Origin of the sequence: Curtobacterium sp. MCBA15_005 (assembly GCF_001864855.1) — a bacterium.
In the GTDB taxonomy this organism is placed as follows: Bacteria; Actinomycetota; Actinomycetes; order Actinomycetales; family Microbacteriaceae; genus Curtobacterium; species Curtobacterium flaccumfaciens.
This window is the reverse complement of the sequence record NZ_MJGL01000009.1, coordinates 49,700-74,073: the sequence shown is the minus strand read 5'-3', so window position 1 is coordinate 74,073 and position 24,374 is coordinate 49,700. Positions and strand designations below refer to the sequence as shown.

General features: G+C 72.0%; 20 protein-coding genes. 11 read left to right on the top strand and 9 right to left on the bottom strand.

Going from position 1 to position 24,374, the window contains the following annotated elements:
* Positions 1 to 11 precede the first annotated feature (11 nt).
* The 6 genes from BIU89_RS06965 to BIU89_RS06940 all read left to right on the top strand — a co-directional run bounded on the left by BIU89_RS06965 (position 12) and on the right by BIU89_RS06940 (position 10,925).
* Positions 12 to 1,022 (top strand): glycerophosphodiester phosphodiesterase family protein, encoded by a 1,011-nt coding sequence (locus BIU89_RS06965; protein ID WP_071245423.1) that lies wholly within the window; start codon positions 12 to 14, stop codon positions 1,020 to 1,022.
* A 12-nt stretch (positions 1,023 to 1,034) separates the two neighbouring features.
* On the top strand, positions 1,035 to 3,482 hold the full coding sequence (locus BIU89_RS06960; protein WP_071245421.1) for an ATP-dependent helicase: 2,448 nt from the start codon (positions 1,035 to 1,037) through the stop codon (positions 3,480 to 3,482).
* A 99-nt stretch (positions 3,483 to 3,581) separates the two neighbouring features.
* The gene (locus BIU89_RS06955; protein ID WP_083404227.1) at positions 3,582 to 5,564 is read left to right on the top strand and encodes a LamG-like jellyroll fold domain-containing protein; all 1,983 of its coding nucleotides are present in this window, start codon (positions 3,582 to 3,584) and stop codon (positions 5,562 to 5,564) included.
* A 98-nt stretch (positions 5,565 to 5,662) separates the two neighbouring features.
* A complete protein-coding gene (locus BIU89_RS06950; protein WP_071245419.1) occupies positions 5,663 to 7,087 on the top strand; it encodes a pyridoxal phosphate-dependent decarboxylase family protein in 1,425 nt (474 codons plus the stop codon).
* Positions 7,084 to 8,487 (top strand): lysine N(6)-hydroxylase/L-ornithine N(5)-oxygenase family protein, encoded by a 1,404-nt coding sequence (locus BIU89_RS06945; RefSeq protein WP_071245417.1) that lies wholly within the window; start codon positions 7,084 to 7,086, stop codon positions 8,485 to 8,487. Before BIU89_RS06950 ends, BIU89_RS06945 begins: the two co-directional genes overlap by 4 nt.
* Positions 8,484 to 10,925, top strand: coding sequence for a GNAT family N-acetyltransferase (locus BIU89_RS06940; protein ID WP_254791524.1), 2,442 nt, complete (start codon positions 8,484 to 8,486; stop codon positions 10,923 to 10,925). Before BIU89_RS06945 ends, BIU89_RS06940 begins: the two co-directional genes overlap by 4 nt.
* 35 nt (positions 10,926 to 10,960) lie before the next feature.
* On the opposite strand, the gene BIU89_RS06935 is transcribed toward BIU89_RS06940, so the two are convergent.
* The 7 genes from BIU89_RS06935 to BIU89_RS06910 all read right to left on the bottom strand — a co-directional run bounded on the left by BIU89_RS06935 (position 10,961) and on the right by BIU89_RS06910 (position 16,414).
* Positions 10,961 to 11,599, bottom strand: a complete 639-nt coding sequence (locus BIU89_RS06935) for a pyridoxal 5'-phosphate synthase (RefSeq protein ID WP_071245415.1) — start codon at positions 11,597 to 11,599, stop codon at positions 10,961 to 10,963.
* A 71-nt stretch (positions 11,600 to 11,670) separates the two neighbouring features.
* Positions 11,671 to 12,780, bottom strand: a complete 1,110-nt coding sequence (locus BIU89_RS06930) for a hypothetical protein (protein ID WP_071245413.1) — start codon at positions 12,778 to 12,780, stop codon at positions 11,671 to 11,673.
* 22 nt (positions 12,781 to 12,802) lie between these two features.
* Positions 12,803 to 12,949 carry a hypothetical protein gene (locus BIU89_RS18455; RefSeq protein ID WP_175474984.1) on the bottom strand — a complete coding sequence of 49 codons (147 nt, stop codon included), beginning with the start codon at positions 12,947 to 12,949 and terminating at the stop codon, positions 12,803 to 12,805.
* A gap of 65 nt (positions 12,950 to 13,014) precedes the next feature.
* The gene (locus BIU89_RS06925) at positions 13,015 to 13,848 is read right to left on the bottom strand and encodes an oxygenase MpaB family protein (RefSeq protein WP_175474983.1); all 834 of its coding nucleotides are present in this window, start codon (positions 13,846 to 13,848) and stop codon (positions 13,015 to 13,017) included.
* A complete protein-coding gene (locus BIU89_RS06920) occupies positions 13,845 to 14,177 on the bottom strand; it encodes a hypothetical protein (RefSeq protein ID WP_071245411.1) in 333 nt (110 codons plus the stop codon). The genes BIU89_RS06925 and BIU89_RS06920 overlap by 4 nt, the downstream gene beginning before the upstream one ends.
* 76 nt (positions 14,178 to 14,253) lie before the next feature.
* Positions 14,254 to 14,553: a hypothetical protein gene (locus BIU89_RS06915; protein ID WP_071245409.1), complete on the bottom strand. Its 300-nt coding sequence runs from the start codon at positions 14,551 to 14,553 to the stop codon at positions 14,254 to 14,256.
* 229 nt (positions 14,554 to 14,782) lie between these two features.
* Positions 14,783 to 16,414 (bottom strand): RecQ family ATP-dependent DNA helicase, encoded by a 1,632-nt coding sequence (locus BIU89_RS06910; protein WP_071245407.1) that lies wholly within the window; start codon positions 16,412 to 16,414, stop codon positions 14,783 to 14,785.
* Positions 16,415 to 16,656: 242 nt separating this feature from the next.
* Here BIU89_RS06910 and sucC point away from each other — a divergent pair, with 242 nt between their 5' ends.
* The 3 genes from sucC to BIU89_RS18450 all read left to right on the top strand — a co-directional run bounded on the left by sucC (position 16,657) and on the right by BIU89_RS18450 (position 20,918).
* On the top strand, positions 16,657 to 17,826 hold the full coding sequence (sucC, locus tag BIU89_RS06905; protein WP_071245405.1) for an ADP-forming succinate--CoA ligase subunit beta: 1,170 nt from the start codon (positions 16,657 to 16,659) through the stop codon (positions 17,824 to 17,826).
* A gap of 11 nt (positions 17,827 to 17,837) precedes the next feature.
* Positions 17,838 to 18,725: a succinate--CoA ligase subunit alpha gene (gene sucD / locus BIU89_RS06900; RefSeq protein WP_071245403.1), complete on the top strand. Its 888-nt coding sequence runs from the start codon at positions 17,838 to 17,840 to the stop codon at positions 18,723 to 18,725.
* Between the two features lie 141 nt (positions 18,726 to 18,866).
* Entirely contained in the window at positions 18,867 to 20,918 is a 2,052-nt protein-coding gene (locus tag BIU89_RS18450) for a cell division protein PerM (protein WP_071245401.1), read from the top strand.
* 12 nt (positions 20,919 to 20,930) lie between these two features.
* Here the strand turns inward: BIU89_RS18450 and BIU89_RS06890 are convergent, their stop codons facing one another.
* On the bottom strand, positions 20,931 to 21,122 hold the full coding sequence (locus BIU89_RS06890) for a hypothetical protein (RefSeq protein WP_071245399.1): 192 nt from the start codon (positions 21,120 to 21,122) through the stop codon (positions 20,931 to 20,933).
* A gap of 20 nt (positions 21,123 to 21,142) precedes the next feature.
* Positions 21,143 to 21,691 (bottom strand): hypothetical protein, encoded by a 549-nt coding sequence (locus BIU89_RS06885; protein ID WP_071245393.1) that lies wholly within the window; start codon positions 21,689 to 21,691, stop codon positions 21,143 to 21,145.
* A gap of 144 nt (positions 21,692 to 21,835) precedes the next feature.
* Between BIU89_RS06885 and purN the strand changes: the two genes are divergently transcribed.
* Both purN and purH read left to right on the top strand, forming a co-directional pair.
* On the top strand, positions 21,836 to 22,429 hold the full coding sequence (purN, locus tag BIU89_RS06880) for a phosphoribosylglycinamide formyltransferase (RefSeq protein WP_071245391.1): 594 nt from the start codon (positions 21,836 to 21,838) through the stop codon (positions 22,427 to 22,429).
* Positions 22,426 to 24,060, top strand: coding sequence for a bifunctional phosphoribosylaminoimidazolecarboxamide formyltransferase/IMP cyclohydrolase (gene purH / locus BIU89_RS06875; RefSeq protein WP_071245389.1), 1,635 nt, complete (start codon positions 22,426 to 22,428; stop codon positions 24,058 to 24,060). The genes purN and purH overlap by 4 nt, the downstream gene beginning before the upstream one ends.
* Positions 24,061 to 24,374 lie beyond the last annotated feature (314 nt).

Genomic DNA, 24,374 nt, shown 5'->3' with positions numbered 1-24,374 from the left:
AGGGTCGCGCCATGACCCTCGTGATCGCCCACCGTGGTGCGTCCGGCTACCGCCCCGAGCACTCGCGGAGCGCGTACGAGCTCGCGATCGAGCTCGGTGCCGACGCGATCGAACCGGACCTGGTGCCCACGAGGGACGGCGTCCTGGTGCTCCGGCACGAGAACGAGGTCTCGGGCACCACGGACGTCGCCGACCACCCCGAGTTCCGGCACCTGCGCACGACGAAGACCGTCGACGGCCAGACCCTGACGGGCTGGTTCACCGAGGACTTCACGTGGGCCGAGCTGCAGACGCTTCGCACCCGCGAGCGCCTGCCGGTGCTGCGCCCGGGATCCGCCGAGCACGACGGTGCGCAGCCGATCCTGCGGCTCGTCGACCTGCTCGCGATCCTCGACGCCGCACCCCGCCCGGTCGGGCTCGTCGCCGAGGTCAAGCACGCCGCGTACTTCGACCGCGCCGGGTTCCCGATGGGTGGACTCGTCGACGCCGCGCTCGGCGAGGCCGGGTGGCGGCAGGACGAGCGGCTCACGGTGGAGAGCTTCGAGAAGGGCGTGCTGCGCGACCTGCGCGAGCGGGGGACCGGTGGTCGGCTCGTGTACCTCCAGGAGGCCCGTGGCAGCGCCGCGGACGAGGTCGCGTCCCACGGATCGCTCGCCCCCACCTACGCCGCCGAGCGCTCCGAGGACGCGCTCGCGTCGTTCGCGACCGAGTTCCACGGCATCAGCGTCGACCTCGGCACCCTGATGGCCGGCGTCGACAGCGTCGCGCTCGACGACCCGACGCCGGTGCGCAGCGCGATCGTCGACCGCGCTCACGCCGCCGGGCTCGCCGTCTACACGTGGACCCTCCGGCCGGAGAACCGGTTCCTGCCGTCGCCGCTGCGTCGTGGTGGCGACGTCGCGGCGTTCGGCGACTGGGAGCGGTGGTTCACGTCCGTGATCCGCACCGGACTCGACGGGGTGTTCGCCGACCACCCGGACCTGGCGGTGCTCGCCCGGTCCGCTGTCGGGGGTCCCGCCTAGACTGTCCCGGACATGACGATCGTGCTCGACCCCTTCGAATCGACGCCCGAACCGGGCGCCGGTGCCCGCGCGTACGAAGACCCGTTCACCGCGGGTCTGAACCCCCAGCAGAAGGAAGCCGTCGAGTACCGCGGCGAGTCCCTGCTGATCGTGGCCGGTGCCGGTTCCGGCAAGACGAGCGTGCTCACCCGCCGCATCGCACTGCTGCTCGCCAACCGCGAAGCCTGGCCGTCGCAGATCCTGGCGATCACGTTCACGAACAAGGCCGCGGCCGAGATGCGCGAGCGCGTCCGGGCCCTGGTCGGTGGCGAGGCCGAGGGGATGTGGATCTCCACGTTCCACTCGGCGTGCGTGCGCATCCTGCGGCGCGAAGCCGAGCGGTTCGGGTTCCCGCAGTCGTTCACGATCTACGACTCCGCCGACTCCAAGGCGCTGCTGAAGCGGATCATCAAGGAGCTCGAGGCCGACTCCCTCGGGCTGACCGTCGGTGCCGCGGCGTCGAAGATCTCGAAGCTCAAGAACGAGCTGCAGGACATCGACACCTACGCGCGCAACATCAACGTGAACGACCCGCAAGAGGTCATGTTCACCGAGGTGTTCCGGCGCTACACGAACGAACTCCGCCGGGCGAACGCGTTCGACTTCGACGACCTCATCGGCCAGACGGTGTTCCTGTTCCGGGCCTTCCCGGACGTCGCCGCCCTGTACCAGCGCCGCTTCCGGTACATCCTGGTCGACGAGTACCAGGACACGAACCACGCCCAGTACGCCCTGATCCGTGAGCTCACCCGCCCGGTGCCGGTCGAACAGGTCGACAAGCTCGAGGACTCCGGCCAGCACGTCGCCCGGATGCGGGAGACCGACGGGTCGATCGCGCCCGCGTCCCTGACGGTGGTCGGCGACTCCGACCAGTCGATCTACGCGTTCCGCGGGGCGGACATCCGCAACATCGTCGAGTTCGAGCGGGACTTCCCGAACTCCAAGACGATCCTGCTCGAGCAGAACTACCGCTCGACGCAGAACATCCTCGACGCGGCGAACGCGGTAATCGCGAACAACTTCGACCGCCAGGCGAAGAGCCTGTTCACCGACGTCGGTGCCGGCGAGAAGATCGTCGGCTTCACCGGGTACACCGGCCACGACGAGGCGCAGTTCGTCGCCGACGAGATCCAGCGCCTGCGTGAAGACGGCATGGACTACCGCGACATGGCGGTGTTCTACCGGACCAACTCGCAGACCCGTGCGCTGGAGGAGATCTTCATCCGTGCGGCGATCCCGTACCGGGTGCTCGGCGGCACGAAGTTCTACGAGCGCGCCGAGATCAAGGACGCCATGGCGTACCTGATCACCGTCGCCAACCCGGCCGACCCGATGGCCCTGCGCCGCATCCTCAACGTGCCCAAGCGCGGCATCGGCTCGGTCACCGAGACCACGCTCCAGCGCTACGCCGACGAGCACGAGACCACGATGCGCGACGCCCTGCGGCACGCGGGTGCGCTCGGGTTCGGGCCGAAGGTGCGGAACGCCATCACCGAGTTCGCGGCGCTGCTCGACTCCGTGTCCGAGAAGGCCCCGACGCAGCCGGTGGTCGACACCCTGACGCAACTGCTCGACGGTTCCGGGCTGCTCGACAACCTGCGGAAGTCGCCCGACGCGCAGGACGCCGCCCGTGCCGACAACATCGACGAGCTCGTGGCCGTGACGCGTGAGTTCCAGAAGAACAACCCCGAGGGCACGCTGTCGGACTTCCTGACCGAGGTCTCGCTGGTCGCCGCGGCGGACGAGCTCGACGACTCGTCGGGCACGGTGTCGCTCATGACGCTGCACACCGCGAAGGGCTTGGAGTACGACGCGGTGTTCCTGACCGGCGTCGAGGAAGACCTGCTCCCGCACCGGATGTCCGCCAACGAGCCCGGCGGGCCGTCGGAAGAGCGCCGGCTGTTCTACGTGGGCATCACCCGCGCCAAGAAGGTCCTGTTCCTGTCCCTCGCGATGACCCGTGCCCAGTTCGGCGACGTGAACGTGGCGATGCCCTCGCGCTTCCTGCAGGAGATCCCCGAGGGGCTCATCGAGTGGAAGCAGTCCCCGGGCATGGCGAACAGCCGTGGTGGCACACAGCCCCGCGCCCTGAACGCCAAGCGCGACGGCGGCTTCGGCGGCGGTGGCGGCGGCGGGGGCTACCGCGGTGGTGGCGGCTGGGGTGGCGGCTCGTACGACCGCGCAGCGGCAGCGTCGAAGACCCGCCCGAAGACCGAGTGGGCGAACCGGGTGTCCGGGCAGGTGCGCGACAACGGCGACATGGAACTCGTGGCCGGCGACCGCATCAAGCACGTCGACTTCGGCGAGGGCACGGTGTCCGCGGTGACGGGTCAGGGAGCCAAGCGCATCGCCGAGATCGCGTTCGACTCCGCGGGCCGCAAGAAGCTCCTCATCAAGATCGCCCCGATCGAGAAGCTGTAGGAGCCCTCACCGGTCCACACCGAACCGGCAGCCGCAGCCGGTCTGGAGTTCACGGAACGGACCCAGGGCGTTCCCCCGCGGTCCGTACGGTGCGGTGCTGTGCAGAACAGCCCTGACGATCGTGACGACGCCAACGACCACGCCGGAGACCGCAGCAAGCGCATCCCGGTCTCCCGCCGGGGCTTCCTGGTCGGGTCCGGACTCGCCGGTGCCGCCGGTCTCGTGGCCTCGAACGGCTTCGGCAGTGCCCCGGCCGTCGCCGATGCGCTGACCGCGGCACCCGCAGTCGCCCCGGCGGCGCTGGGCGGATCGACCGAGGCCGCCGCTCAGGCCGCGGTGGCGCGCGGGCACACCGGACGGTGGCGCCCGGACACGACCTCGCCACGCTTCACCGTCGCCGTGATGCCGGACACGCAGTACATGTTCGACGGCGCCGCGGTGGACCCGGCGCCGATGCGCGCCTCGCTCGAGTACGTCGTCCGCGAGCAGGCCCGGCACAACACGGTGTTCCTCATCCACCTCGGCGACCTGACGCAGAACGGTGCGGCGTCCGAGATGCGTGCGTCCGGCGCGGTCTTCGACGTGCTCGATCGTGCCGGTGCGCCCTACAGCGTGCTCGCCGGCAACCACGACGTCGACTCCTCGACCGACGACCAGCGTGGCCGAACCCCGTACCTCGACGTGTTCGGTCCGCAGCGGTTCCGGAGGGCCCCGGGCTGGATCGGTTCGAGCCCGGACGGCTACAACACCGCCCACCGGTTCACCGCGGCCGGCCGCGAGTGGGTCGTCCTGGCGCTCGACTGGCGGACGAGCGCGAGCGGGCTCGCCTGGGCCAGCTCCGTGCTCGCGGCACGGCCGCACGCCCCGGTCATCCTCACGACGCACGCCCTCGTCGACTCGGACGCCAGCGGTGGAGCGGCGTTCGACCCCTACGGCCAGCAGCTCTGGGACTCCTTCATCTCGAAGCACGACCAGGTGTTCCTGACGCTCAACGGGCACTACTGGGGGCCGGGCCGCACGACGGCGAAGAACGCCGTGGGGCACGACGTCGCCCTGCACCTGACCAACTACCAGAACCGTTACTACGGCGGAGCGGCCATGATCCGGCTGTACCACGTCGACCTCGAGCGGAACGTCATCGACGTCGAGACGCTGTCGCCGTTCCTGCTCGCCGGTGGGCTCGGCGAGACGAACGAGCTCGCGGCCCAGGAGATCACCCTCAGCGGTGACGTCGACCGCTTCACCGTGGCGGTGGACTTCGACGCACGCTTCGCGGGGTTCGCGCCGGTCGCACCACGGGCCTCCCGGCCGGCGGCACGCATGCTGGTGCCGGGGACGCTGGCGTACTGGCGGTTCGACGGCAACCCGGACGGGGCGGCGCTCGCGCCGACGACGCGGGTGCGCGACCAGAGTGGGCGGGGGAACGACCTGGTGGTCGCTCGCCGGACCGGTGCCGTCGCGGGGGCGCTGCGCTGGACGGCGGCGCACCACGCCGACCAGCCGGGCGCCGGCGGCCTCGCGCTGCAGGGCGGCAAGAGCGGTGGGGACCACCTGCAGACCGTCGACGCGGCTCCGCTCAACCGGACCCGGTTCCCCCACGGCTACACGGTCGAGGCGTTCTTCGCGCTACCGACCACGTTCGACCCGAGCGCGAACGGGTTCAGCGCCCTGCTGTCGCAGTACTCGAGCGCCGGTCAGGTGGGGAAGGCGACCGGAGCCGACGGTGACCCGGACGAACCTGCCGTGACCCTGAGCCTGTCGGGGGACCGCGAACTGCAGTGGTGCGTGTACCCGGCGAGCCAGGACGGGTCACTGACGAACTGGGGGCACGAGTTGCCGCTCGGGGCCTGGTGGCACGTGGCCGTGGTGAACGACGGGAGCCACACCGTGTTGTACGTCGACGGGTGCCCGGTCGTGCGGAACCCGTCCACCCCGAACCGCGGTCTGAGCACGATCGGCAAGCCGTGGCTGCTCGGTGGCTACCGCTACGGCGGCAAGCTCGACCAGGTGTACGTCGGGTCGATCGGCGACGTGCGCATCGTCGGCCGGGCGCTGCAGCCGAGCGAGTTCATGAACGCCTGACACCCCGCCGGCATACGGGCGTCTGACACGCCCGGCCGTTCGGCGCGCCCCTCGTTCGGGTGGCACGATCGCGCTTTGTGAGGTTAGCCTTACCTAACGTGACACCTCCCATCGAACTCCTGACCACCGCCACCGCCGAGCGCTACCGCTCCGCCGTGACGTCCACGGTGGACCGTCTGGCCGACCGCTTCGCCGCCGCCGACCGTCCGACGACCGACACCGCTCCCGAGGTCCTCCGGGCCCGGGTGCAGGACGTCGACCTCGACGCCGAACCCCTCGGGACGGACCGCGCGCTCGCCGAACTCGACGAGCTGTTCGTCCGTGAGGCCGTCTGGTTCCACGACCCGGCGTACCTCGCGCACCTGAACTGCCCGGTCGCGTTGCCCGCGGTCGCCGCCGAGTCGGTCCTGGCCGCCGTGAACCCGTCGGTCGACACCTGGGACCAGTCCCGGATCGGCACCGAGATCGAGCGGCACGTCGTCGCCTGGCTCGCCGGTCGGATCGGGTTCGCCGCGGGTGACGGCATCTTCACCTCGGGCGGCTCGCAGTCGAACCTGCAGGCCCTGCTGCTGGCGCGCGAGGCCCTCGGCACCGGCGGCACCGTGTTCACGACCGCGGAGACCCACTTCAGCATCGCGAAGTCGGCGCGGCTGCTCGGGCTCGAGGCCGTGGTCGCCGTCGCCACCGACCACGCCGGCCGGATGGTGCCCGCCGCCCTCGCCGATGCCATCGCCGCCGCCCGCGCAGCCGGGCAGACGCCGATGGCCGTCGTCGCCACCGCCGGCACCACCGACCGCGGGGTGATCGACCCGCTCGAGCCGATCGCGGACGTCTGTGATCTCGAGGGAGTCTGGCTGCACGTCGACGCCGCGTACGGCTGCGGGCTGCTCGTGTCCCCGACCCGCCGGCACCTGCTCGACGGCGTCGAACGGGCCCGGAGCGTGACCGCCGACCTGCACAAGTCGTTCTTCCAGCCGGTGTCGTCGAGCGCCCTGCTCGTGCAGCGCCCGGAGGACCTGCGCCGCACCGCCTGGTACGCCGACTACCTGAACCCCGAGGACGCCGCCGAGCCGAACCAGGTCGACAAGTCGCTGCAGACCACTCGCCGGTTCGACGCACTGAAGCTCTGGGCCACCCTGCGGGCGACGGGTGCCGACGCGATCGGGGCCGCGTTCGACGCCGTCATCGACCTCGCCGTGGTCACCCACCGGATGGTCGAGGAGCACCCCGACCTGGTGCTCGTCGCGCCGACGCAGCTCAGCACGGTGCTGTTCCGCTGGCAGCCCGCCGGCATGACGGACGAGGCCGCCGACGCGCTGGTCGCCCCGATCCGCTCGGCCCTGCTCGCAGAGGGCCGGGTGCTGATCGCCAAGACGGTCATCGACGGCCGGCCGTGCAACAAGCTCACGCTGCTCAACCCGGAGACGACGGCGGAGCAGATGCGCGCGTCGCTGGAGCACGTCGTCGCGACGGCCGCCCGGGTGCGCGCAGCCACCACCGAGACCGAGGGAGCGAACCGATGACCGCCGACCGCACCGCCGCCGACCGCACCACTGCCGACCCCGCCGTGCACGACGTCGTCGGCATCGGCATCGGCCCGTTCAACCTCGGCCTCGCCTGCCTGACCGACCCGATCGCCGACGTCGACGCGGTGTTCCTCGACGCCGCCGACGGCTTCGCCTGGCACCACGGCATGATGCTCGACGACGCCACGATCCAGGTGCCGTTCCTCGCCGACCTGGTGACGATGGCCGACCCGACCTCACCGTTCTCGTTCCTCGCCTGGCTCAAGGAGACCGGGCGCCTGTACCCGTTCTACATCCGCGAGGACTTCCACCCCCTGCGCAGCGAGTACGACGCCTACTGCCGCTGGGCCGCCGACCGGCTCGACACCCTGCGGTGGGGCCGCCGGGTGACCGCCGTCGAGCACGACCCGGTCACCGACACGTTCACGGTGCACGCCGAGACCGATCAGGGTCCCGAGACGTACCGCGCACACCACGTCGTCGTGGGCATCGGCACCGAGCCGTCCGTCCCCGCCCCGCTGCGCGGGATCGGCGGACCGGCCGTCCACTCCGCCGATTTCCTGCCGAACCGCGACGCCCTGCGCGACGCCGGGTCCATCGCCGTCGTCGGCAGCGGGCAGTCCGCCGCCGAGGTCTACCGCGAACTGCTCGAGGACATCCGGCAGGACGGGTACCGCCTCGACTGGATCACACGTTCGCCCCGGTTCTTCCCGATGGAGGACACCAAGCTCACCCTCGAGATGACGAGCCCGGAGTACACGGACCACTTCCACGGGCTGCCCGAAGCCGTCCGCGACCGCCTGGGGCGGGAACAGCGTGGCCTGTACAAGGGCATCAGCGCCGACCTGGTCGACGACCTGTACGACCAGCTCTACCGGATCAGCGCGCGCGGCCCGGTCCCGACGACGCTCCGGACCGAGACGAGCGTCGTCGACGCCGCCTGGCTCGCCGACCGTGGCACGTACCGGCTGACGCTCCGCCACGAGCAGCTCGACCAGACGTACGAGCACGAGGTCGAGCAGCTGGTGCTGGCCACCGGGTACAACCCGCGGGTCCCGCGGTTCCTCGACCCGGTCGAGCACCTCGTCGCCCGCGACTCCCACGGTCGCCTGGCGGTCGCCCGCGACCACCACGTCGACACCCTGGGCGGACGCATCTGGGTGCAGAACGCCGAGGAGCACACGCACGGCCTGACCGCGCCCGACCTCGGCATGGGTGCGTGGCGGAACGCGTCGATCATCCGGTCCGTCACGGGTCGCCCCGTGTACGGCCTGGAGGCCCGGATCGCCTTCCAGGAGTTCGGCCTGCCCGCCTCGGAGCCGTCCACCGCCCGCCCCGGCGCCGCGGAGCGCGCGCCGGCCCCGCGCGCGTCCGAGCGGGCGGAGGTGTCCGCATGAGCGCCGTCGTCGGCAGCACCGGTGTGACGGGCGCCCGTTCGGCGGGCACCGGTGTGGAGGGCACTGCGACGGTCGACGCGCACGGGGCGACCGCGTCCGGGGGAGCCGAGCCGGGCCTCCTGACCGTCGAGCCCGTGGACCCGGAACGCGACGCCGCCGTCGTGCAGTCGTGGCTCGCCCACCCGGCGTCGTCGTGGTGGGAGATGGGCGACCTCGACGTGGACGGGGTGCGCGCCTACCTGGTCGGCGTGCAGGCGGACCCCGCGCAGGCAGCGTGGCTCGGCCGCCGGAACGGCGAACCGTGCTTCCTGGCGGAGACCTACGACCCCTCCGCCGTCCTGCTCACCGACGTGTGGGCGGCCGAACCCGGCGACGTCGGCATGCACCTACTCGTCGCGCCGGTGCCCGCCGAGGGTCGTGTCCACGGACTGACCAGCGCGGTGATGCGTGCCGTCGTCGAGCACTGCCGGGACGCCCTCGGCGCACGCCGGGTCGTCGTCGAACCCGACGTGCGCAACACCGCCGTGCAGGCGAAGAACGCCGAGGTCGGGTTCCGCGCCCTGCGACAGGTGGACGTCGACGGCAAGCGGGCCCTGCTGTCGGTGCTCGACACCGACCGGATCGGCGTCCCCGACGACGACGGGCCGGCCGCACACCTGCGGCCCGAGCACCTGGAACCCGCCGAACGGCACCTGGTCGCCAAGGCGATCGCGGAGTTCACCCACGAACGGCTGATCGCACCCGTACCGGACGGGGACGGGTGGCGGCTCGACGCGGGGGAGTCGACCTACCGGTTCCGGGCCCGGCAGCACGTGCTCGAGCACTGGTCGATGGACGAGGCCTCGCTGACGCGGACCCGTGCGGGGGTGCCGGCGCCGCTCAGCGCGCAGGAGCTCGTGCTCGAGCTGCGCGCGGTGCTCGGGATCCCCGACGAGTTGCTCGGCACGTACCTGGAGGAGATCGCGTCGACGCTGGCGAGTGCCGCGGCGAAGCACCGGCGGGGCGGACGGTCGGCCGGGCAGCTGGCACGGGGGCGGGGCGGGGCCGGGTCGTCCGGATCGGCCGGGTCCGTCGAGGACGTCGTCGCGTCGTTCCAGGACGTCGAGGCGGCGATGACCGAGGGGCACCCGGCGTTCGTCGCTGCCAACGGCCGGATCGGGTTCGGGCTCGACGAGTACCGGGCGTTCGCGCCGGAGTCCGGCGGCCGGTTCCGGTACCGGTGGCTCGCTGCCCGACGCGAGCACACGCACCTGGCGCTCGCCGCCGACCGGACCGAGCAGGCGCACTGGGAGGCAGAGCTGCCACCGGCGGTCGTGGCCGGGTTCCGTGCCACGCTGGAGCGTCGCGGGCTCGACCCCGACGACTACGTGTGGCTGCCCGTGCACCCGTGGCAGTGGCAGCACCGGATCGCCGTGACCTTCGCGCCCGACCTGGGGCGACAGGACCTGGTCGACCTGGGCGAGGGACCCGACGAGTACCAGCCGCAGCAGTCCATCCGCACCGCGTTCAACCGCACCGAGCCGGCACGCTCGTACGTGAAGACGGCGCTCGCCGTGCAGAACATGGGGTTCCTGCGGGGGATGTCGCCCGCGTACATGCGGAACACCCCGGCCGTGAACGACTGGGTCGAGTCGATCGTCTCCGCCGACCCCACGCTCGCCGCCGCCGGGTTCTCGGTGCTCCGGGAGCACGCCGCCATCGGCTACACGGGGGACGCCTACCACCGGGTCGACGTGTCCTCGCCGCAGCGCAAGATGCTCGCAGCCCTGTGGCGGGAGAGCCCGCTGCCGCGGGCGACGGACGGCGAGCGGCTGCTGACGATGGCGGCGCTGCTGCACCGGGACGCCACGGGGAACGCCGTGGTCTCGGCGCTGATCGAGGCCTCTGGTCTGCCCGCCGACGTCTGGGTCCGGCGCTGGCTCGACGCCTACCTGCTGCCCGTCGTGCACTGCCTGACCGTGCACGACCTGGTGTTCATGCCGCACGGCGAGAACCTGGTGCTCGTCGTGCGCGACGGCGTCGTGGTCCGGGCAGTGATGAAGGACATCGGCGAGGAGGCCGCGGTGCTCGGTCGGCACGACGACCGGCCGGTCCCCGCCGACATCGACCGGATCGTGCACCCGGTGTCCGACGACGAGGCCGCGCTCGCGGTCTTCACCGACGTGTTCGACGGGGTGCTCCGGTTCGTCGCCGCGATCCTCGACGACGACGCGGTGCTGCCCGAGTCCCGCTTCTGGCAGGTCGTGGGGGAGTGCATCGACGCCCACGCCGCCGCGCACCCGGACCGCCGTCGTCCCCTGGACCTGCGGGTGCCGACGTTCGAGCACTCGTGCCTGAACCGGTTGCAGCTGCGGAACACCCTGTCGATGGTGGACCTGGCGGACCAGTCGGCGTCGCTCATCCGGGCGGGGGCGATGGCGAACCCGATCGGGCGGTAGAGGGGCGGGGGCTCTCGGTGCGGGAGCCGCGCCGACTACGGCTGCAGGCGGGTGGCCGTCCAGGCGCCCTCGGTGAATGCGTACTGCAGTCGTCGGTGCATCCGGTCGCGGCTGCCGTGCCAGAACTCCACGATGTCGGGCTCGAGACGCCAGCCAACCCACCGTGCAGGCCGGGGGACGTCGTCGCCGGAGTCGTCGAGCAGGTCGTTCGCGTCGTCGATCAGGTCCTGCAGGGTCCGCGGCTCGAGCACGGCCGACTGGTCTGCGATGGCCGTCGCCGCGCGTGACTTCGGGGAGCGGTCGGCGAACAGGGCGTCGGACTCGGCGTCCGACAGCCGGACGACGTGGCCCTCGAACCGGAGCTGCTGCATCGTCTCGCGCCAGTACGCCTGCAGGGCCGCGTGCGGGTTCTCGGCGAGCTGCCGCCCCTTCGGGCTGTCCTCCGACGTGCCGAAGACCAGTCCGTCCGCCTCGATGCGCTTCACGTCGACGGTGCGAGCGGACACACGGCCGTCGGCCCCGGCCGTGGCGAGGGTCATCGACAACGGCTCGGAGACCTGTCGGTCCTGCGCCGCGGACAGCCAGTCGCGAGCGAGGTCGAGCGGAGACGCCGGAGGGCTGTCGAACTCGGGCAGGTGCAGGGAGTCGTCACCGGAGAGCGGGGCAGAGGACATGTACCCACCCAACCGTGCCCGAGGGCTCGGTGTTCGAAAGGGGTCGTAGGCCGGGGTCGACCTCGGCCTCGTCAGGACGTGGCGGACGGCAGCGTCCGGGTGATGCGGAGGTGTCCGACCGCACTGACGAGGACGGTCCAGACGGATCCGTCCGCCGGGCCCGAGAACGTGACGGTTCGCCCCTGGTCGTCGTCGCTGCCGGTCGGGACACGTCCGTGATCCGGCCAGAACATGACGGACAGCGCCTCGTCCGGGATCAGCGCGAGCCGACGGAGGTGCTGCCAGAGCGCGGCCACCTGGTCCTGGCGCGTGGACGTCTCGAGTCCGCTCGGGCGGAACTCCGTCGGTGGCAGGTCGTCCAGGCGGGTGTCGTGCACCACCTCGAACGGCGCTCCGGGACGCTCGACGTACCGCCTGCGGAACACCCGGATGCCGATCGTGCCGTTCGGTTCGACCGCGACGTCGATGAGGTCGGCCCACCGGGTGTCCTCGTCGTCCCACCCCACCGCTCGGGTGATCCGGTGCGTGCTCGGCTGGTGCCGGCCGGTCAGTACCGTGCCGGCGAGCACTTCCGCTTCTGACCACTCGGCCGGAGTCAGGGCGTCACCGAGCGTCGCCCGCACGGCGGTCCACCGTTGCGGTGCCGACCACGAGGCCGGCTGCGTGCGACCGAGGAGGCGATCGATCAGGGAAGACCGTCCGTCGATGGAGCTGGTCGGAGCAAGCGTGGTCGAGGTGGCGATCGACTCGGTGTCGTCGACGGCCTCTGGTCGCGCGACCAGCGGCTTCACTCCGACGAACGCCCGCTGTGCCTCCACCGTGCCGAGGCGTCCGTCGGCCGGGGCGAACACGTCGACCAGGTCGTCGAGGCGTGGACGACGACCGCGGCGGTGTCGGTACGCACGCAGGCCACCACCCTGCTGGCGTGCCATCCCGCTCGGCCACACGTCGACGCAAGCCCCCTGCACGCCCAGGAGCCACCCGTCGCGGTCGAGTGCCGCGCGCACCAGGCTCAGCGCCTCGAAGGCGTTGTCGGCCGTGGCCGAGTGCTCGACGCCCAGCAGTGACACCGTCACCGTGGAGTGCACCTGGTGGTCGGGGTTCGTCAGGTCCACCTCCACCGTGACGGTCGCCGGGGCGCTGGTGCCGTTTCGGTACGCGATCCGGTCGTACGTCGTCATCGCCGCCCGCCGTGTCCACGTGTCACGGCGTCGGGACCTGCACCGACACGAGCTCGGAGAACCGGAGCTGCTGCATCGTCTCGCGCCAGGACGCCTGCAGGGCCGCGTGCGGGTCGTCGAACTCGGGCAGGTGCAGGGAGTCGTCACCGGAGAGCGAGGCAGAGGACATGCACCCACCCAACCGTGCGCCGGCGGTCAGCGCTCGGGGAGTCCGGCGCGACGTACCGAGCTGGGTCACGTGACGTGTCGCCCGGCGGTCCGCCGCATCGCCCGCAGCAGCAACGGACCCGGCAGCCGCAGCAGCGCGCTCGGCACCAGCGCCCGCACCCCGGACACCACCCGGACGGTGTGCCGGAAACGCCGTTCCTCCCGCGGCCCCCACGCGAAGCCGTACGCCGTGCGCACCCCTTCCGGCAGCATCCCCACGGTCACGATGCGGACGAGGGGCATCGCCGCCCGCACCCACAGCGGCGCGAACCGCGGGTGCAGCAGGTCGCGGACGACCCCGCGGGCGTCGTCGGTGACCTCGAGCCCCTCCAGCGTCCGCTGCCAGTACCGGTCGAACGCCGCCACCGAGGTCGGCCAACGCTCCGGCGGCACCCGCAGCGCGGTCGCGATCGGGGCGTAGGCGGCGAGGACCTGCTCGGCGCGGGCCGCGGAGACGCGTGTGCCGAACAGGTCGTGCGCCCGCCGGGCGGAGTCGAACAGGGTGGCGGCCACCCAGAGTTGCCGGTCGACGTCGTCGGCGCCGGCGACGGGCCGGTGCGCACGGTTGACGAAGCCGGCCGCGGTCGCCGAGTCGGTCTCCGTGCCGATGACGACGGCGTAGACGAACATCAGGGTGTGCGCGAGCCGCTGCTGGGGTCGCCGGGCGAAGTCCGAGTGCCGTCGGACACCGGCCGCGACGACCGGGTCGGCGATCTGCAGCAGGATGGCGCGGCCGCCCGCGGCCACGGGGGTGCTGTCGGCGAGGAACCGACGCAGGTGACGGTCGTGGACGCGCCCAGCAGGCGGACGGGAGGCACGGTGCGGGTCGTGTGTCGCGCCTCCAGGCCGTGGGGTGGTCACGCCGCACCCCGTCGGCGTCGCGCCCGCAGGACGGGCCACAGGTCCACGGCGATCGCCGCCAGGAGCGCGACGGCGCCGACGACCAGGGCGACCAGTGCACACGAGGCGTCGACGGGTGCGTCACCGGTCTGGGCGAGGAGCGTCGCGACGAGCCAGATCGCGGGGAGCGGCCAGAGGCGGGCCGGTGATCCGGTGACGACCGCACCGACGACGCCGACGACGAGGAGCGGGACCCAGCGGCCTCCGGGCTCCGAGCGGGCGGCGAGGTGTGCCGCGGCGGCGACCAGGAGCAGGGCCGCGACCGCCAGCAGCCGCGCTGCCGAGGGCATGCTGCGGACGCTGGCTCGGACTCGTCGGAACACGGCCCGATGCTACCGAGCCGTGTTCCGGGGGAGCCTGATCAGCTCAGAGCGGCTTCCTGCCGAGGTCGTTGCCGAGGTCGGCGCGGTCCTCGTCCTGCTCGTTCTCGTGCTCCCACAGGTCGGGCGAACCCTCGCGCGGGGAGCCACCGGTCGGACCGTCGTCGGAGCCGTCACCGGGCTGGGGCTCGACCGTCTCGCCGGCGACCGCGTCGTTCGTCACCGTCTCGAGGGACTCCTCGGCCTCGTCCACCTCGTACGGGCCGACGTGCTCACGGTCGATGTCGTCGTCGCGACGCTGCTGGGACTCGAAGTCGTCGACGGGGCTGATGCCGGGGTCGCTCATGGTGGTTCCTTTCCGTTGCGGGCTTCCTGCCTACCCGCCGGCGCTTGGCGGCCGTCCGGTTTCGTGTCGTGTTCACCCGGGCGTCACCTGCCGGTCACACCGCCACGGCAGCATCGCCGATGCTCGGGGGAGTGGAGCGCGGTCGCCGACGGGTGGTCGAGCGACCGCGCCTTCCCCGCCCGGGTCGTCCGGACCGGTGCGCTTCGTGCGTGATCCGTCCTGGTTTCGGTCAGACGCGTTCGAGCAGGTCGCGTTGCTCGACGTCGGCGAGTGCGAGGGTGCGGTAGCCGGCGGACTCGAAGAACACCGTGATGCGGTCCTCTTCCGTGCTCATCACCACGCCCGTGCCCCACTCGGCGTGCTCGACGCGCGCATCCGGCGGCCACGCTTCGTCGTTCGCACCGTCGGCGACGTGGGCGGAGGCCTCGCGAGCCGTGCCGGACGAGCAGGTGTCGCAGTTCCCGCACGGCTCCGGCAGCTCGTCGCCGAAGTAGCCGAGCAGGAACTGCCGGCGGCACCCGGTCGTCTCGGCGAGCTGGCGCATCATGGCGATACGGGACTCCTCGACCCGTTCCCGTTCGGCGGCACGGTCGGCTGTCGCACGTGCCGCACGGTCGGCGTCCTGCGGGCCGTCCGGCACCCGGGAGACACCGTCGACGTCGTCGCGCAGGGCGCCGGCGTCGAGCAGGGCGTTGAGTGCTCGACCGGCGGTGCGGGCCGACAGACCAGCGGCCTCCACCAGTGCGGAGCGGGCGATCGAGCCGGTCGCCGGGACGGCGTCGAACACGGCCCGGACCGAGGCGGGTCGCGGCGAGCCGGACGCGAAGAACGTGCGCAGGCCGAAGTCCTCGGCGCGGTAGTGCAGGGTGGCGCCGGCCGGTTCCGCGTCCCGCCCGGCTCGCCCGATCTCCTGGTAGTAGGCGTCGATCGACTCTGGGACGTCGGCGTGCACGACGTACCGGACGTCGGGCTTGTCGATGCCCATGCCGAAGGCACTCGTCGCGACCACCACGTCCACGTCGCCGTCCAGGAACCCGGTGTGCACGGCCTCGCGCTCCGCCACCCGCATGCCGGCGTGGTACGGCTGCGAGCGGCGACCACGGGCGGCGAGGGCGTCGGCGTACTCCGTGGTCGCGGCGCGGGTGGCGACGTAGACGACCGTGGGTCCGTCGAGCTCGGCGACCTGGTCGACCACGGCCTGGCGCTTCTCGGCGTCCTCGGCGTGCCGGACCACCTCGAGCCGGATGCCGGGACGGTCGAACCCCGAGGCGAGCACGAACGGGTCGCGCATGCCGAGCCGCTCGACGATGTCGTCGCGGACCGGAGCGGAACCCGTCGCGGTCAGGGCGAGCACCGGCGGGCGGCCCAGGCGCTCCGCGACCTCGCCGAGCGCCAGGTAGTCCGGTCGGAAGTCGTGACCCCACGACGAGATGCAGTGCGCCTCGTCGACGGCGACCAGCGCGACCCCGGCATCGCGGAGGCGCTCGAGCACGTCGTCCTTCACCAGCTGTTCGGGGGCGAGGAACACGTAGCCGACCTCGCCCGCGGCGACGGCGTCCCACGCATCGGCGACGTCCCGTGCCTTCTTCGTGGCGTTCAGGGCGACGGCTCTGGGCGCGTCGGGATGGTGCTCGAGCCCGACCACCTGGTCCTCCTGCAGCGCCACGAGCGGGGAGACGACCACGACGAGGCCGTCCAGTCCGAGGCCGGCGACCTGGTAGATCGCGGACTTGCCCGATCCGGTGGGCATGACCGCCAGGGCGTCGCGGCCCTCGAGCACCGCGTCGATGACGGACTCCTGGTCGGGGCGGAGCTTCCAGCCGAAGACCTCGGTGGCGCGGGTACGGAGTTCGGGTTGCACCGATCCACAGTGCCGAGCGGGAGCTCGGGCCCGTCCCAGCGGTGCGCGCAGCGGCTCATGCGGTTCCGGTGCCCGGTCCCGATCGGCTTGTCCTCGGGTGTGCCCCGACGTGCACCGGCCGTCCACCGAGCAGCGCTAGGCTGCGTGGCGGCCGTTGTCTCGACATCGAGCGACCCTCGATGTGGAGAGCGCGACCGGGAAACCGATGCCGATCGCACGAACCGTGCGGGAAGAAGAACAGCGTGGATCTTTTCGAGTATCAGGCCAGGGACCTCTTCGAGTCCTACGGCGTCCCCGTGTTGCAGGGGATCATCGCCGACACCCCCGAGCAGGCGAAGGCGGCGGCCGAGAAGATCGGTGGCGTCGTGGTCGTCAAGGCGCAGGTGAAGGTCGGCGGTCGCGGCAAGGCCGGCGGCGTGAAGGTCGCGAAGACCCCGGACGAGGCGTTCGAGCACGCGCAGGCCATCCTCGGCCTCGACATCAAGGGCCACACCGTCCAGCGCGTCATGGTCGCCCAGGGTGCCGACATCGCCGAGGAGTTCTACTTCTCCGTGCTGCTCGACCGGGCCAACCGCTCCTACCTCTCGCTCACCAGCGTCGAGGGCGGCATGGAGATCGAGCAGCTCGCCGTCGAGAAGCCCGAGGCGCTCGCCCGGGTCGAGGTCGACCCGCTGACGGGCATCGACAAGGCCGCCGCGCTCGAGATCGCTCGGCAGGCGAACTTCCCATCGGAGCTGCGGGACGCCGTCGCCGACGTCTTCGTGAAGCTCTACGACGTCTACAAGGGCGAGGACGCGACCCTCGTCGAGGTGAACCCCCTCGTCCGCACCGGCGACGGCCAGATCCTGGCACTCGACGGCAAGGTCTCGCTCGACGAGAACGCCGACTTCCGCCACGAGGGCCACAAGGAGCTCGAGGACACCGCCAGCGAGGACCCGCTCGAGGCCAAGGCGAAGGCCCACGGGCTGAACTACGTCAAGCTCGACGGCCAGGTCGGCGTCATCGGCAACGGCGCGGGGCTCGTCATGTCGACGCTCGACGTCGTCGCCTACGCCGGTGAGCGCCACGGCGGCGTGAAGCCCGCCAACTTCCTCGACATCGGCGGCGGCGCCTCGGCCGAGGTCATGGCCAACGGCCTCGACGTCATCCTCGGCGACCCGCAGGTGAAGAGCGTGTTCGTGAACGTCTTCGGCGGCATCACCGCCTGCGACGCCGTCGCGAACGGCATCGTCGCCGCACTCGGCATCCTCGGCGACGCGGCCACCAAGCCGCTCGTCGTGCGCCTCGACGGCAACAACGTGGAAGAGGGTCGCCGGATCCTGGCGGAGGCAGCGCACCCGCTCGTCACCGTCGCCGCGACCATGGACGATGCGGCCGAGAAGGCCGCCGAACTCGCCGCCGCAGCGGCCTGAAGGGACTGACCATGTCGATCTTCCTCAACAAGGACTCCAAGGTCATCGTCCAGGGCATCACCGGTGGCGAGGGCACGAAGCACACCGCCCTGATGCTCAAGGCCGGCACGAACGTCGTCGGCGGCGTGAACGCCCGCAAGGCCGGCACCACCGTCACCCACGGCGACGTGTCGCTGCCGGTCTTCGGTTCGGTGCGCGAGGCCATCGACACCACCGGTGCCGACGTCTCGATCGTCTTCGTCCCGCCGGCGTTCGCGAAGGACGCCGTGACCGAGGCCATCGACGCCGATATCCCGCTCGTCGTCGTCATCACCGAGGGCATCCCCGTGCAGGACTCGGCCGAGTTCTGGGCGCACGCCAAGGCGAAGGGCGGCACGACCCGGATCATCGGGCCGAACTGCCCCGGCATCATCACCCCGGGGGAGTCCCTCGTCGGCATCACCCCGGCGACGATCACCGGCAAGGGCCCGATCGGGCTCGTCTCGAAGTCCGGCACCCTGACCTACCAGATGATGTACGAGCTCCGGGACCTCGGCTTCTCGACCGCCATCGGCATCGGCGGCGACCCGGTCATCGGCACCACGCACATCGACGCGCTCGCCGCGTTCGAGGCCGACCCCGAGACCGAGGCCATCGTGATGATCGGCGAGATCGGTGGCGACGCCGAAGAGCGTGCCGCCGAGTTCATCAAGGCGCACGTCACCAAGCCGGTCGTCGGCTACGTCGCGGGCTTCACCGCTCCCGAGGGCAAGACGATGGGCCACGCCGGCGCGATCGTGTCCGGTTCGGCAGGCACCGCCGAGGCGAAGAAGCAGGCGCTCGAGGCCGCCGGCGTCAAGGTCGGCAAGACGCCGTCCGAGACCGCCGCGCTGCTGCGTGAGGTCGTCGCCGCTCGCTAGCGGTTCGTCTGTTCCGCACAACACCGGTGTTCGTCGGTTGAACCGCGTCCTGCGCGTGTTCGTCCTGGGAACACCGGTGTTTTGCGTCGGCAGCCGCGCGGCTCCGGGGTGGCCGCGCGAGGGGCACGTATCCTCGCTGCGATGAACCGCCTGGGAACCGCTCTGCTCGCCGCGATCGAGGCGGTCGTGACGGTCGGCGTCGGCATCGGGATCGCCCTCGTGCCCCTGACGCTGCTCTGGGGGTTCGAGTACGGCCTGCAGGTCGACTGGGACGTGTTCTGGAAGGCCACCGGCAGCGTGTGGCTCGTCGGACACGGCGTCGACGTCTCGTTCCTGCTCGGGTCCGCACTCGCCAAGAGCACCGGGGTCAGCGGCGCCGCCGACCCCATCCACGTCACCCTGGCGGCCCTCGGGTTCGCGGTCGTGACGGCCTGGCTCGGCGCCCGCGCCGGACGTCGGTTCGCGGAGACCGAGCACCGCACCACCGGGCTGCTGGTCGGGACCGCCGTCGTCGCGCTCCTCGGTCTGGCCGTCGCGCTGTCGTCGACCTCCGCCGCCACCCGCCCCACGCTCTGGCAGGCCGTGGTGCTGCCGGCGCTCTGGTTCGGGATCCCCGCACTCGCCGCCTCCGAGGTCTGCCGTCGTCGCCGTGACCTGCCCGCCGACGCCGGCACCCAGCGGGTCATCGACCTGGTCGACCGCATCCCCGCCGTCTGGCGGTCCGTCGCCGGGTTCGGCCTGCGCGCCGGGACCGCCGCGACCGCCGTGGTCGTCGGCGTGGCCGCGGTGCTCGTCGGCCTGCTCCTCTTCACCTCGTTCGCCGAGGTCATCACCCTGTACGAGCAGTCGCACGCCGGGGTCATCGGCGGCGTCGCGCTCACCGTCGGGCAGCTCGCGTTCCTGCCGGACTTCGTCGGGTGGGCGACCTCGTGGCTGATCGGCCCCGGGTTCGCCATCGGCACCGGGTCGAGCGTGTCCCCGATCGCCACGACCCTGGGCCCGATCCCCGGTCTGCCGGTCTTCGGCGCCTTGCCGACCTCCGGTCACACCTTCGGGCTCGTCTGGGTCCTCGTGCCGGTCATCGCCGGGTTCGCGATCGGCGGCTCGATGCGACCACGGTTGGTGCGGGCCCTGGGCGCCGCCGACTCCGCGCTGCACCGTGCGCTCGGCGGCGTCGTCGCAGGACTCGTGGCCGGTGTGCTCACGGGGCTCATCGCCTGGGTGTCCTCCGGTTCGTTCGGCCCCGGGCGCCTGGCCGACGTCGGCCCGAACGCCCTGGCGGTCGGTGGGTTCGCCGCACTCGAGGTCGGCCTGCCGGCGATCATCGCCCTCGCCGCGGGCAGCGACCTGGTCCGGCTGCCGGACCGCGGATGGACGCGGGAGCGCTGGACCGAGGCCGACGAACCCGACGATGACCACGACACGGCGCACGCCGGGGTCGACCTTGGTGAGGGTTCCCTGCTCGCGGCGCTCGACCAGGCCGGTGCCGGGCGCACCACCGACGTGCACCGCTTCGTGGTCGAGGAGTCCCACGATGGGTCGACCGCTGCACGGCCCCGCGGGACGACCGAGCACGCGACCGAGCCGGTCAGCAGCGAGCCGATCCGCAGCGAGCCCGCCGATGCGGCACCCGCACGGTCCACTTCCGCACCAGCACGGCCCGCCTCCGCACCCGCGCCCGTCTCACCGCGCGCCGGTGGCACCGACCACGACGTCGAGCTCCCCGACTGGGCGAAGACCGACGCGGTGGCCGCCGACCGCCTGGCCGCCGAGCCCGGACGGGAGCGCCGCAGCGCCGGACGAGCAGCCCTGGGCGGCCTCCGCGACCGCCTGGCCGGCGCGGCCGAGGGTGTCCGAGGACGAGCCGGTGCACTCCGCGACCGCGTGACCGGCTCCGACGCCGAGCCCCAGCGCTCCGGTACCGAGCGGCCCGCAGCGCCCGCCCCGGCAGCTGCACCCACACCGGTGCCCACCGACGCCCAGCCCGCGTTCCCGTGGAGCACCGAGGAGTTCGTCGCAGGACGCGACGACGTGGACGAGACGGCCGAGGCGGACCGCGTGGACGTCGCGCCGGACACCCGTGGGCCCGCCTCGAGGCCGGCGGAGCAGTCCCGCCCGACGAAGTGGGACGTCACCGACCAGATCCCCGAGGACGAACTTCCCTGGTGGCGTCAGCCGAAGGACGACCGGTGACGACTCTGCTCGTCAGCGTTCACGCCGATCGCGGGTGACGGCCGTCCCGGTGCAGAGGATCGCCGCGAACAAGCACGCCGCCGGAACAGCGGTACCGATCCACGAGCCCCTGGTCGCGGGGCTGGTCGCGACGATCGACCCGACCACGACGAGCGCGAGGCTCACGAGGACGGCGAACGGAACCCCCCGGAGCATGTTGCGCATGCGCTCTGCTCTTCCAGGCGCTACGCGCAACGCGGCTTGACCCGGCCGCCAGCGAACGGGTACACGCGCAGTGCACGCGTTCCGCAGCGGATCGCACCGCTCCCCGTGATCGCGACGGTTGCCATCGTGATGATCGCACCGGTGATCACGCAGAACGCCGGGCCTCCCACGGCGCACAGCCCGGCGCCGAGGCCGAAAGCCGCTCCGCTGATGATCATGTTCTGGTCGGTCGCGTTGAACGAGACGTAGATGCCCCTGGTGTCCGTCCCGACGCCGATTCGCTGGTCGTCCGTCGGCTGGATGAGATCGAACACGAAACCGTCGCCGAGGTCGATCGTGGTCGTGACCGCGCCGTTCGGCGCGGTCATCTGCTTCGTCACGAGCCCAGCCGCGTCCGCTTCGGCGATTGCCTGAGCGACCTCGGTCGGGGAGACGGTCGCCAGACGTTCGTACGCGTCCGCCGAGCTGGTCTGCTCGGTTGCACCTGCCGGTGCCGCGACCGTCAGACCTCCCGCGACCAAGACGGTCGAGAGTGCGATCCCAGCGAGGGAGGAGCGGAGCTTCGTCATGGTGTCCCCTTGGCTCTGGGCCGCAACGTCACGGCCGGTGACTGGGAACCTAGACGGCCGGGCGACTGGCCGTCAATACGTGACATGCAGGTTTCGTCGCGATCCAGACAGGCTCTGCGCGCTGCGGCCGGTAGGGTTGGTGCCGTGCTCGAACTGGTCGTCCTGATCTCCGGTACCGGGTCGAACCTCCGAGCCCTGCTCGAAGCGACCTTCGACGCCGAGTACCCCGCCCGTGTCGTCGCCATCGGTGCCGACCGTGACGCCGAGGGCCTCGGCCTGGGCGAGGAGTTCTCGATCCCGACCTTCACGGTGCCGTTCACCCGCTACGACTCGCGCGCCGAGTGGGGCCAGGCCCTGGCGGAGCAGATCCGCCCGTGGTCGCCCGACCTGCTCGTGCTCTCCGGCCTGATGCGCCTGCTGCCCCCCGCCGTGGTGTCCGAGTTCGCCCCGGGGATCATCAACACCCACCCGGCGTACCTGCCCGAGTTCCCCGGCGCCCACGGCGTACGGGATGCCCTGACCGCCGGGGTCACCGAGACCGGCGCGAGCGTCATCGCGGTCGACGACGGCGTCGACACGGGGCCGATCCTCGCGCAGGAGCGCATCCCGGTGCTGCCGGGCGACACCGAGTCGGCGCTGCACGACCGCATCAAGCCGGTCGAGCGCCGCCTGCTCATCCAGACCATCCTCGACATCGCCAACGGCACCACCGACCTGAAGGGCACCCCGAGCGCATGAGCGTGCACGCAGCCGACCCCAGCCTCTACCGCGACCGAGACGTGGTCCCGGTCCGCCGTGCACTGATCTCGGTGAGCGACAAGTCCGGCCTGCTCGAGCTCGCCGGCGCCCTGGCCGACTCCGGGGTCGAGATCGTGTCGACCGGCTCCACCGCGCAGACCATCCGTGACGCCGGCTACGCCGTCACCGACGTCGCGAGCGTCACCGGGTTCCCCGAGTCGCTCGACGGCCGGGTGAAGACCCTGCACCCGTCGGTGCACGCCGGCCTGCTCGCCGACCTGCGGCTCGAGTCGCACGAGCAGCAGCTCGCCGACCTCGACATCGCGCCGTTCGAGCTCGTCGTCGTGAACCTGTACCCGTTCGTCGAGACCGTGGCGTCGGGTGCCGACACCGCGACTGTGGTCGAGAACGTCGACATCGGCGGCCCCGCGATGGTCCGCGCCTCGGCGAAGAACCACCCGAACGTGGCGATCGTCGTGTCCCCGGCGTCCTACCCCGAGGTCGTCGAGGCCGTCCGTGCCGGCGGCACCACACTCGAGCTCCGGAAGCGCCTCGCAGCCCAGGCCTTCGCGCACACCGCCGCCTACGACACCGCGGTGGCGTCCTACTTCGCGAGCGACGTCGTCACCGCCGCTGCGGCCCCGACGACCGCCGGCGACATCCGGACCCCGGGTGCGTTCGACGAGCACCTTTCGTTCGAAGCCGAGCTGTCCGCGACCCTGCGCTACGGCGAGAACGCGCACCAGGCCGCGGCGCTCTACACGACGTCGGACGGCACCGGCATCGCGCAGGCGACGCAGCTGCACGGCAAGGAGATGTCGTACAACAACTACGTCGACGCCGACGCAGCGGTCCGTGCGGCCTTCGACTTCGACGAGCCCGCCGTCGCGATCATCAAGCACGCCAACCCGTGCGGCATCGCGATCGCTCCGGCCGACTCCGCCGACCCGATCGCCTCGGCCCATGCCGCCGCGCACGCCTGCGACCCGCTCTCGGCGTTCGGCGGGGTCATCGCTGCGAACCGCCCGGTCACCGTGGCCATGGCCGAGACCGTGAAGGACATCTTCACCGAGGTCGTCGTCGCCCCCGGGTTCGACCCCGAGGCGCTCGAGATCCTGTCGCGCAAGAAGAACATCCGCCTGCTCACGCTGCCGGCCGACTTCGCGCTCGCCGACCGCGAGGTCAAGCAGATCTCCGGCGGGTTCCTGGTGCAGGACGCCGACCGCTTCACGGGCTTCGACCAGGCCACCTGGACCCTCGTCGCCGGCGAGCCCGCCGACGAGCAGACCCTCGCCGACCTGGCCTTCGCGTGGAAGGCGAGCCGTTCGGTGAAGTCGAACGCCATCCTGCTGGCGAACCAGGGCGCGAGCGTCGGCGTCGGCATGGGCCAGGTCAACCGGGTCGACTCGTGCCACCTCGCGGTGAACCGGGCCGGTGACCGCGCGACCGGCAGCGTGGCGGCGTCGGACGCGTTCTTCCCGTTCGCCGACGGCCTGCAGGTGCTGCTCGACGCCGGTGTCCGTGCGGTGGCGCAGCCCGGTGGCAGTGTCCGCGACGACGAGGTCATCGCCGCGGCGAAGGCCGCCGGTGTCACGATGTACTTCACGAGCGAGCGCCACTTCTTCCACTGATGTGAACAATCGGTGGCGAACCATTGCGCGCCGTGAGTCACTGTGAATAGTCTGTAAGGCTCCGTGGCAGGCAGCCGACGATCCCTCGGGACCGGCGGCACCGCGGACACAACGGTGACGAAGACGACGACTGGAGTGACGATGGACAACATGACCGGAACCGTGGCGACGGCCGCCCGCGCAGGTCTCGTGTCCGTCGTGGGGACCACTCCCGCACGGCGATCCCTGATCGCACCGCGGCCCCGCGCCGCGGCCGCCGTCTAGTCGGGCCGTTCCCACGGCCCCGCGGCGCAGCACCACCGGCGTCCGCGAAC

What these genes read in the sequence shown, in the direction of transcription:
- purH (WP_071245389.1), top strand. Translation starts at nt 22,426, where the DNA reads ATGAGCGTGCACGCAGCCGACCCCAGCCTCTACCGCGACCGAGACGTG.
- BIU89_RS06960 (WP_071245421.1), top strand. Translation starts at nt 1,035, where the DNA reads ATGACGATCGTGCTCGACCCCTTCGAATCGACGCCCGAACCGGGCGCC.
- BIU89_RS06940 (WP_254791524.1), top strand. Translation starts at nt 8,484, where the DNA reads ATGAGCGCCGTCGTCGGCAGCACCGGTGTGACGGGCGCCCGTTCGGCG.
- sucD (WP_071245403.1), top strand. Translation starts at nt 17,838, where the DNA reads ATGTCGATCTTCCTCAACAAGGACTCCAAGGTCATCGTCCAGGGCATC.
- BIU89_RS18450 (WP_071245401.1), top strand. Translation starts at nt 18,867, where the DNA reads ATGAACCGCCTGGGAACCGCTCTGCTCGCCGCGATCGAGGCGGTCGTG.
- BIU89_RS06965 (WP_071245423.1), top strand. Translation starts at nt 12, where the DNA reads ATGACCCTCGTGATCGCCCACCGTGGTGCGTCCGGCTACCGCCCCGAG.
- BIU89_RS06915 (WP_071245409.1), bottom strand. Translation starts at nt 14,553, where the DNA reads ATGAGCGACCCCGGCATCAGCCCCGTCGACGACTTCGAGTCCCAGCAG.
- BIU89_RS06930 (WP_071245413.1), bottom strand. Translation starts at nt 12,780, where the DNA reads ATGACGACGTACGACCGGATCGCGTACCGAAACGGCACCAGCGCCCCG.
- BIU89_RS06885 (WP_071245393.1), bottom strand. Translation starts at nt 21,691, where the DNA reads ATGACGAAGCTCCGCTCCTCCCTCGCTGGGATCGCACTCTCGACCGTC.
- BIU89_RS06890 (WP_071245399.1), bottom strand. Translation starts at nt 21,122, where the DNA reads ATGCGCAACATGCTCCGGGGGGTTCCGTTCGCCGTCCTCGTGAGCCTC.
- BIU89_RS06945 (WP_071245417.1), top strand. Translation starts at nt 7,084, where the DNA reads ATGACCGCCGACCGCACCGCCGCCGACCGCACCACTGCCGACCCCGCC.
- BIU89_RS06935 (WP_071245415.1), bottom strand. Translation starts at nt 11,599, where the DNA reads ATGTCCTCTGCCCCGCTCTCCGGTGACGACTCCCTGCACCTGCCCGAG.
- BIU89_RS06920 (WP_071245411.1), bottom strand. Translation starts at nt 14,177, where the DNA reads ATGCCCTCGGCAGCGCGGCTGCTGGCGGTCGCGGCCCTGCTCCTGGTC.
- BIU89_RS18455 (WP_175474984.1), bottom strand. Translation starts at nt 12,949, where the DNA reads ATGTCCTCTGCCTCGCTCTCCGGTGACGACTCCCTGCACCTGCCCGAG.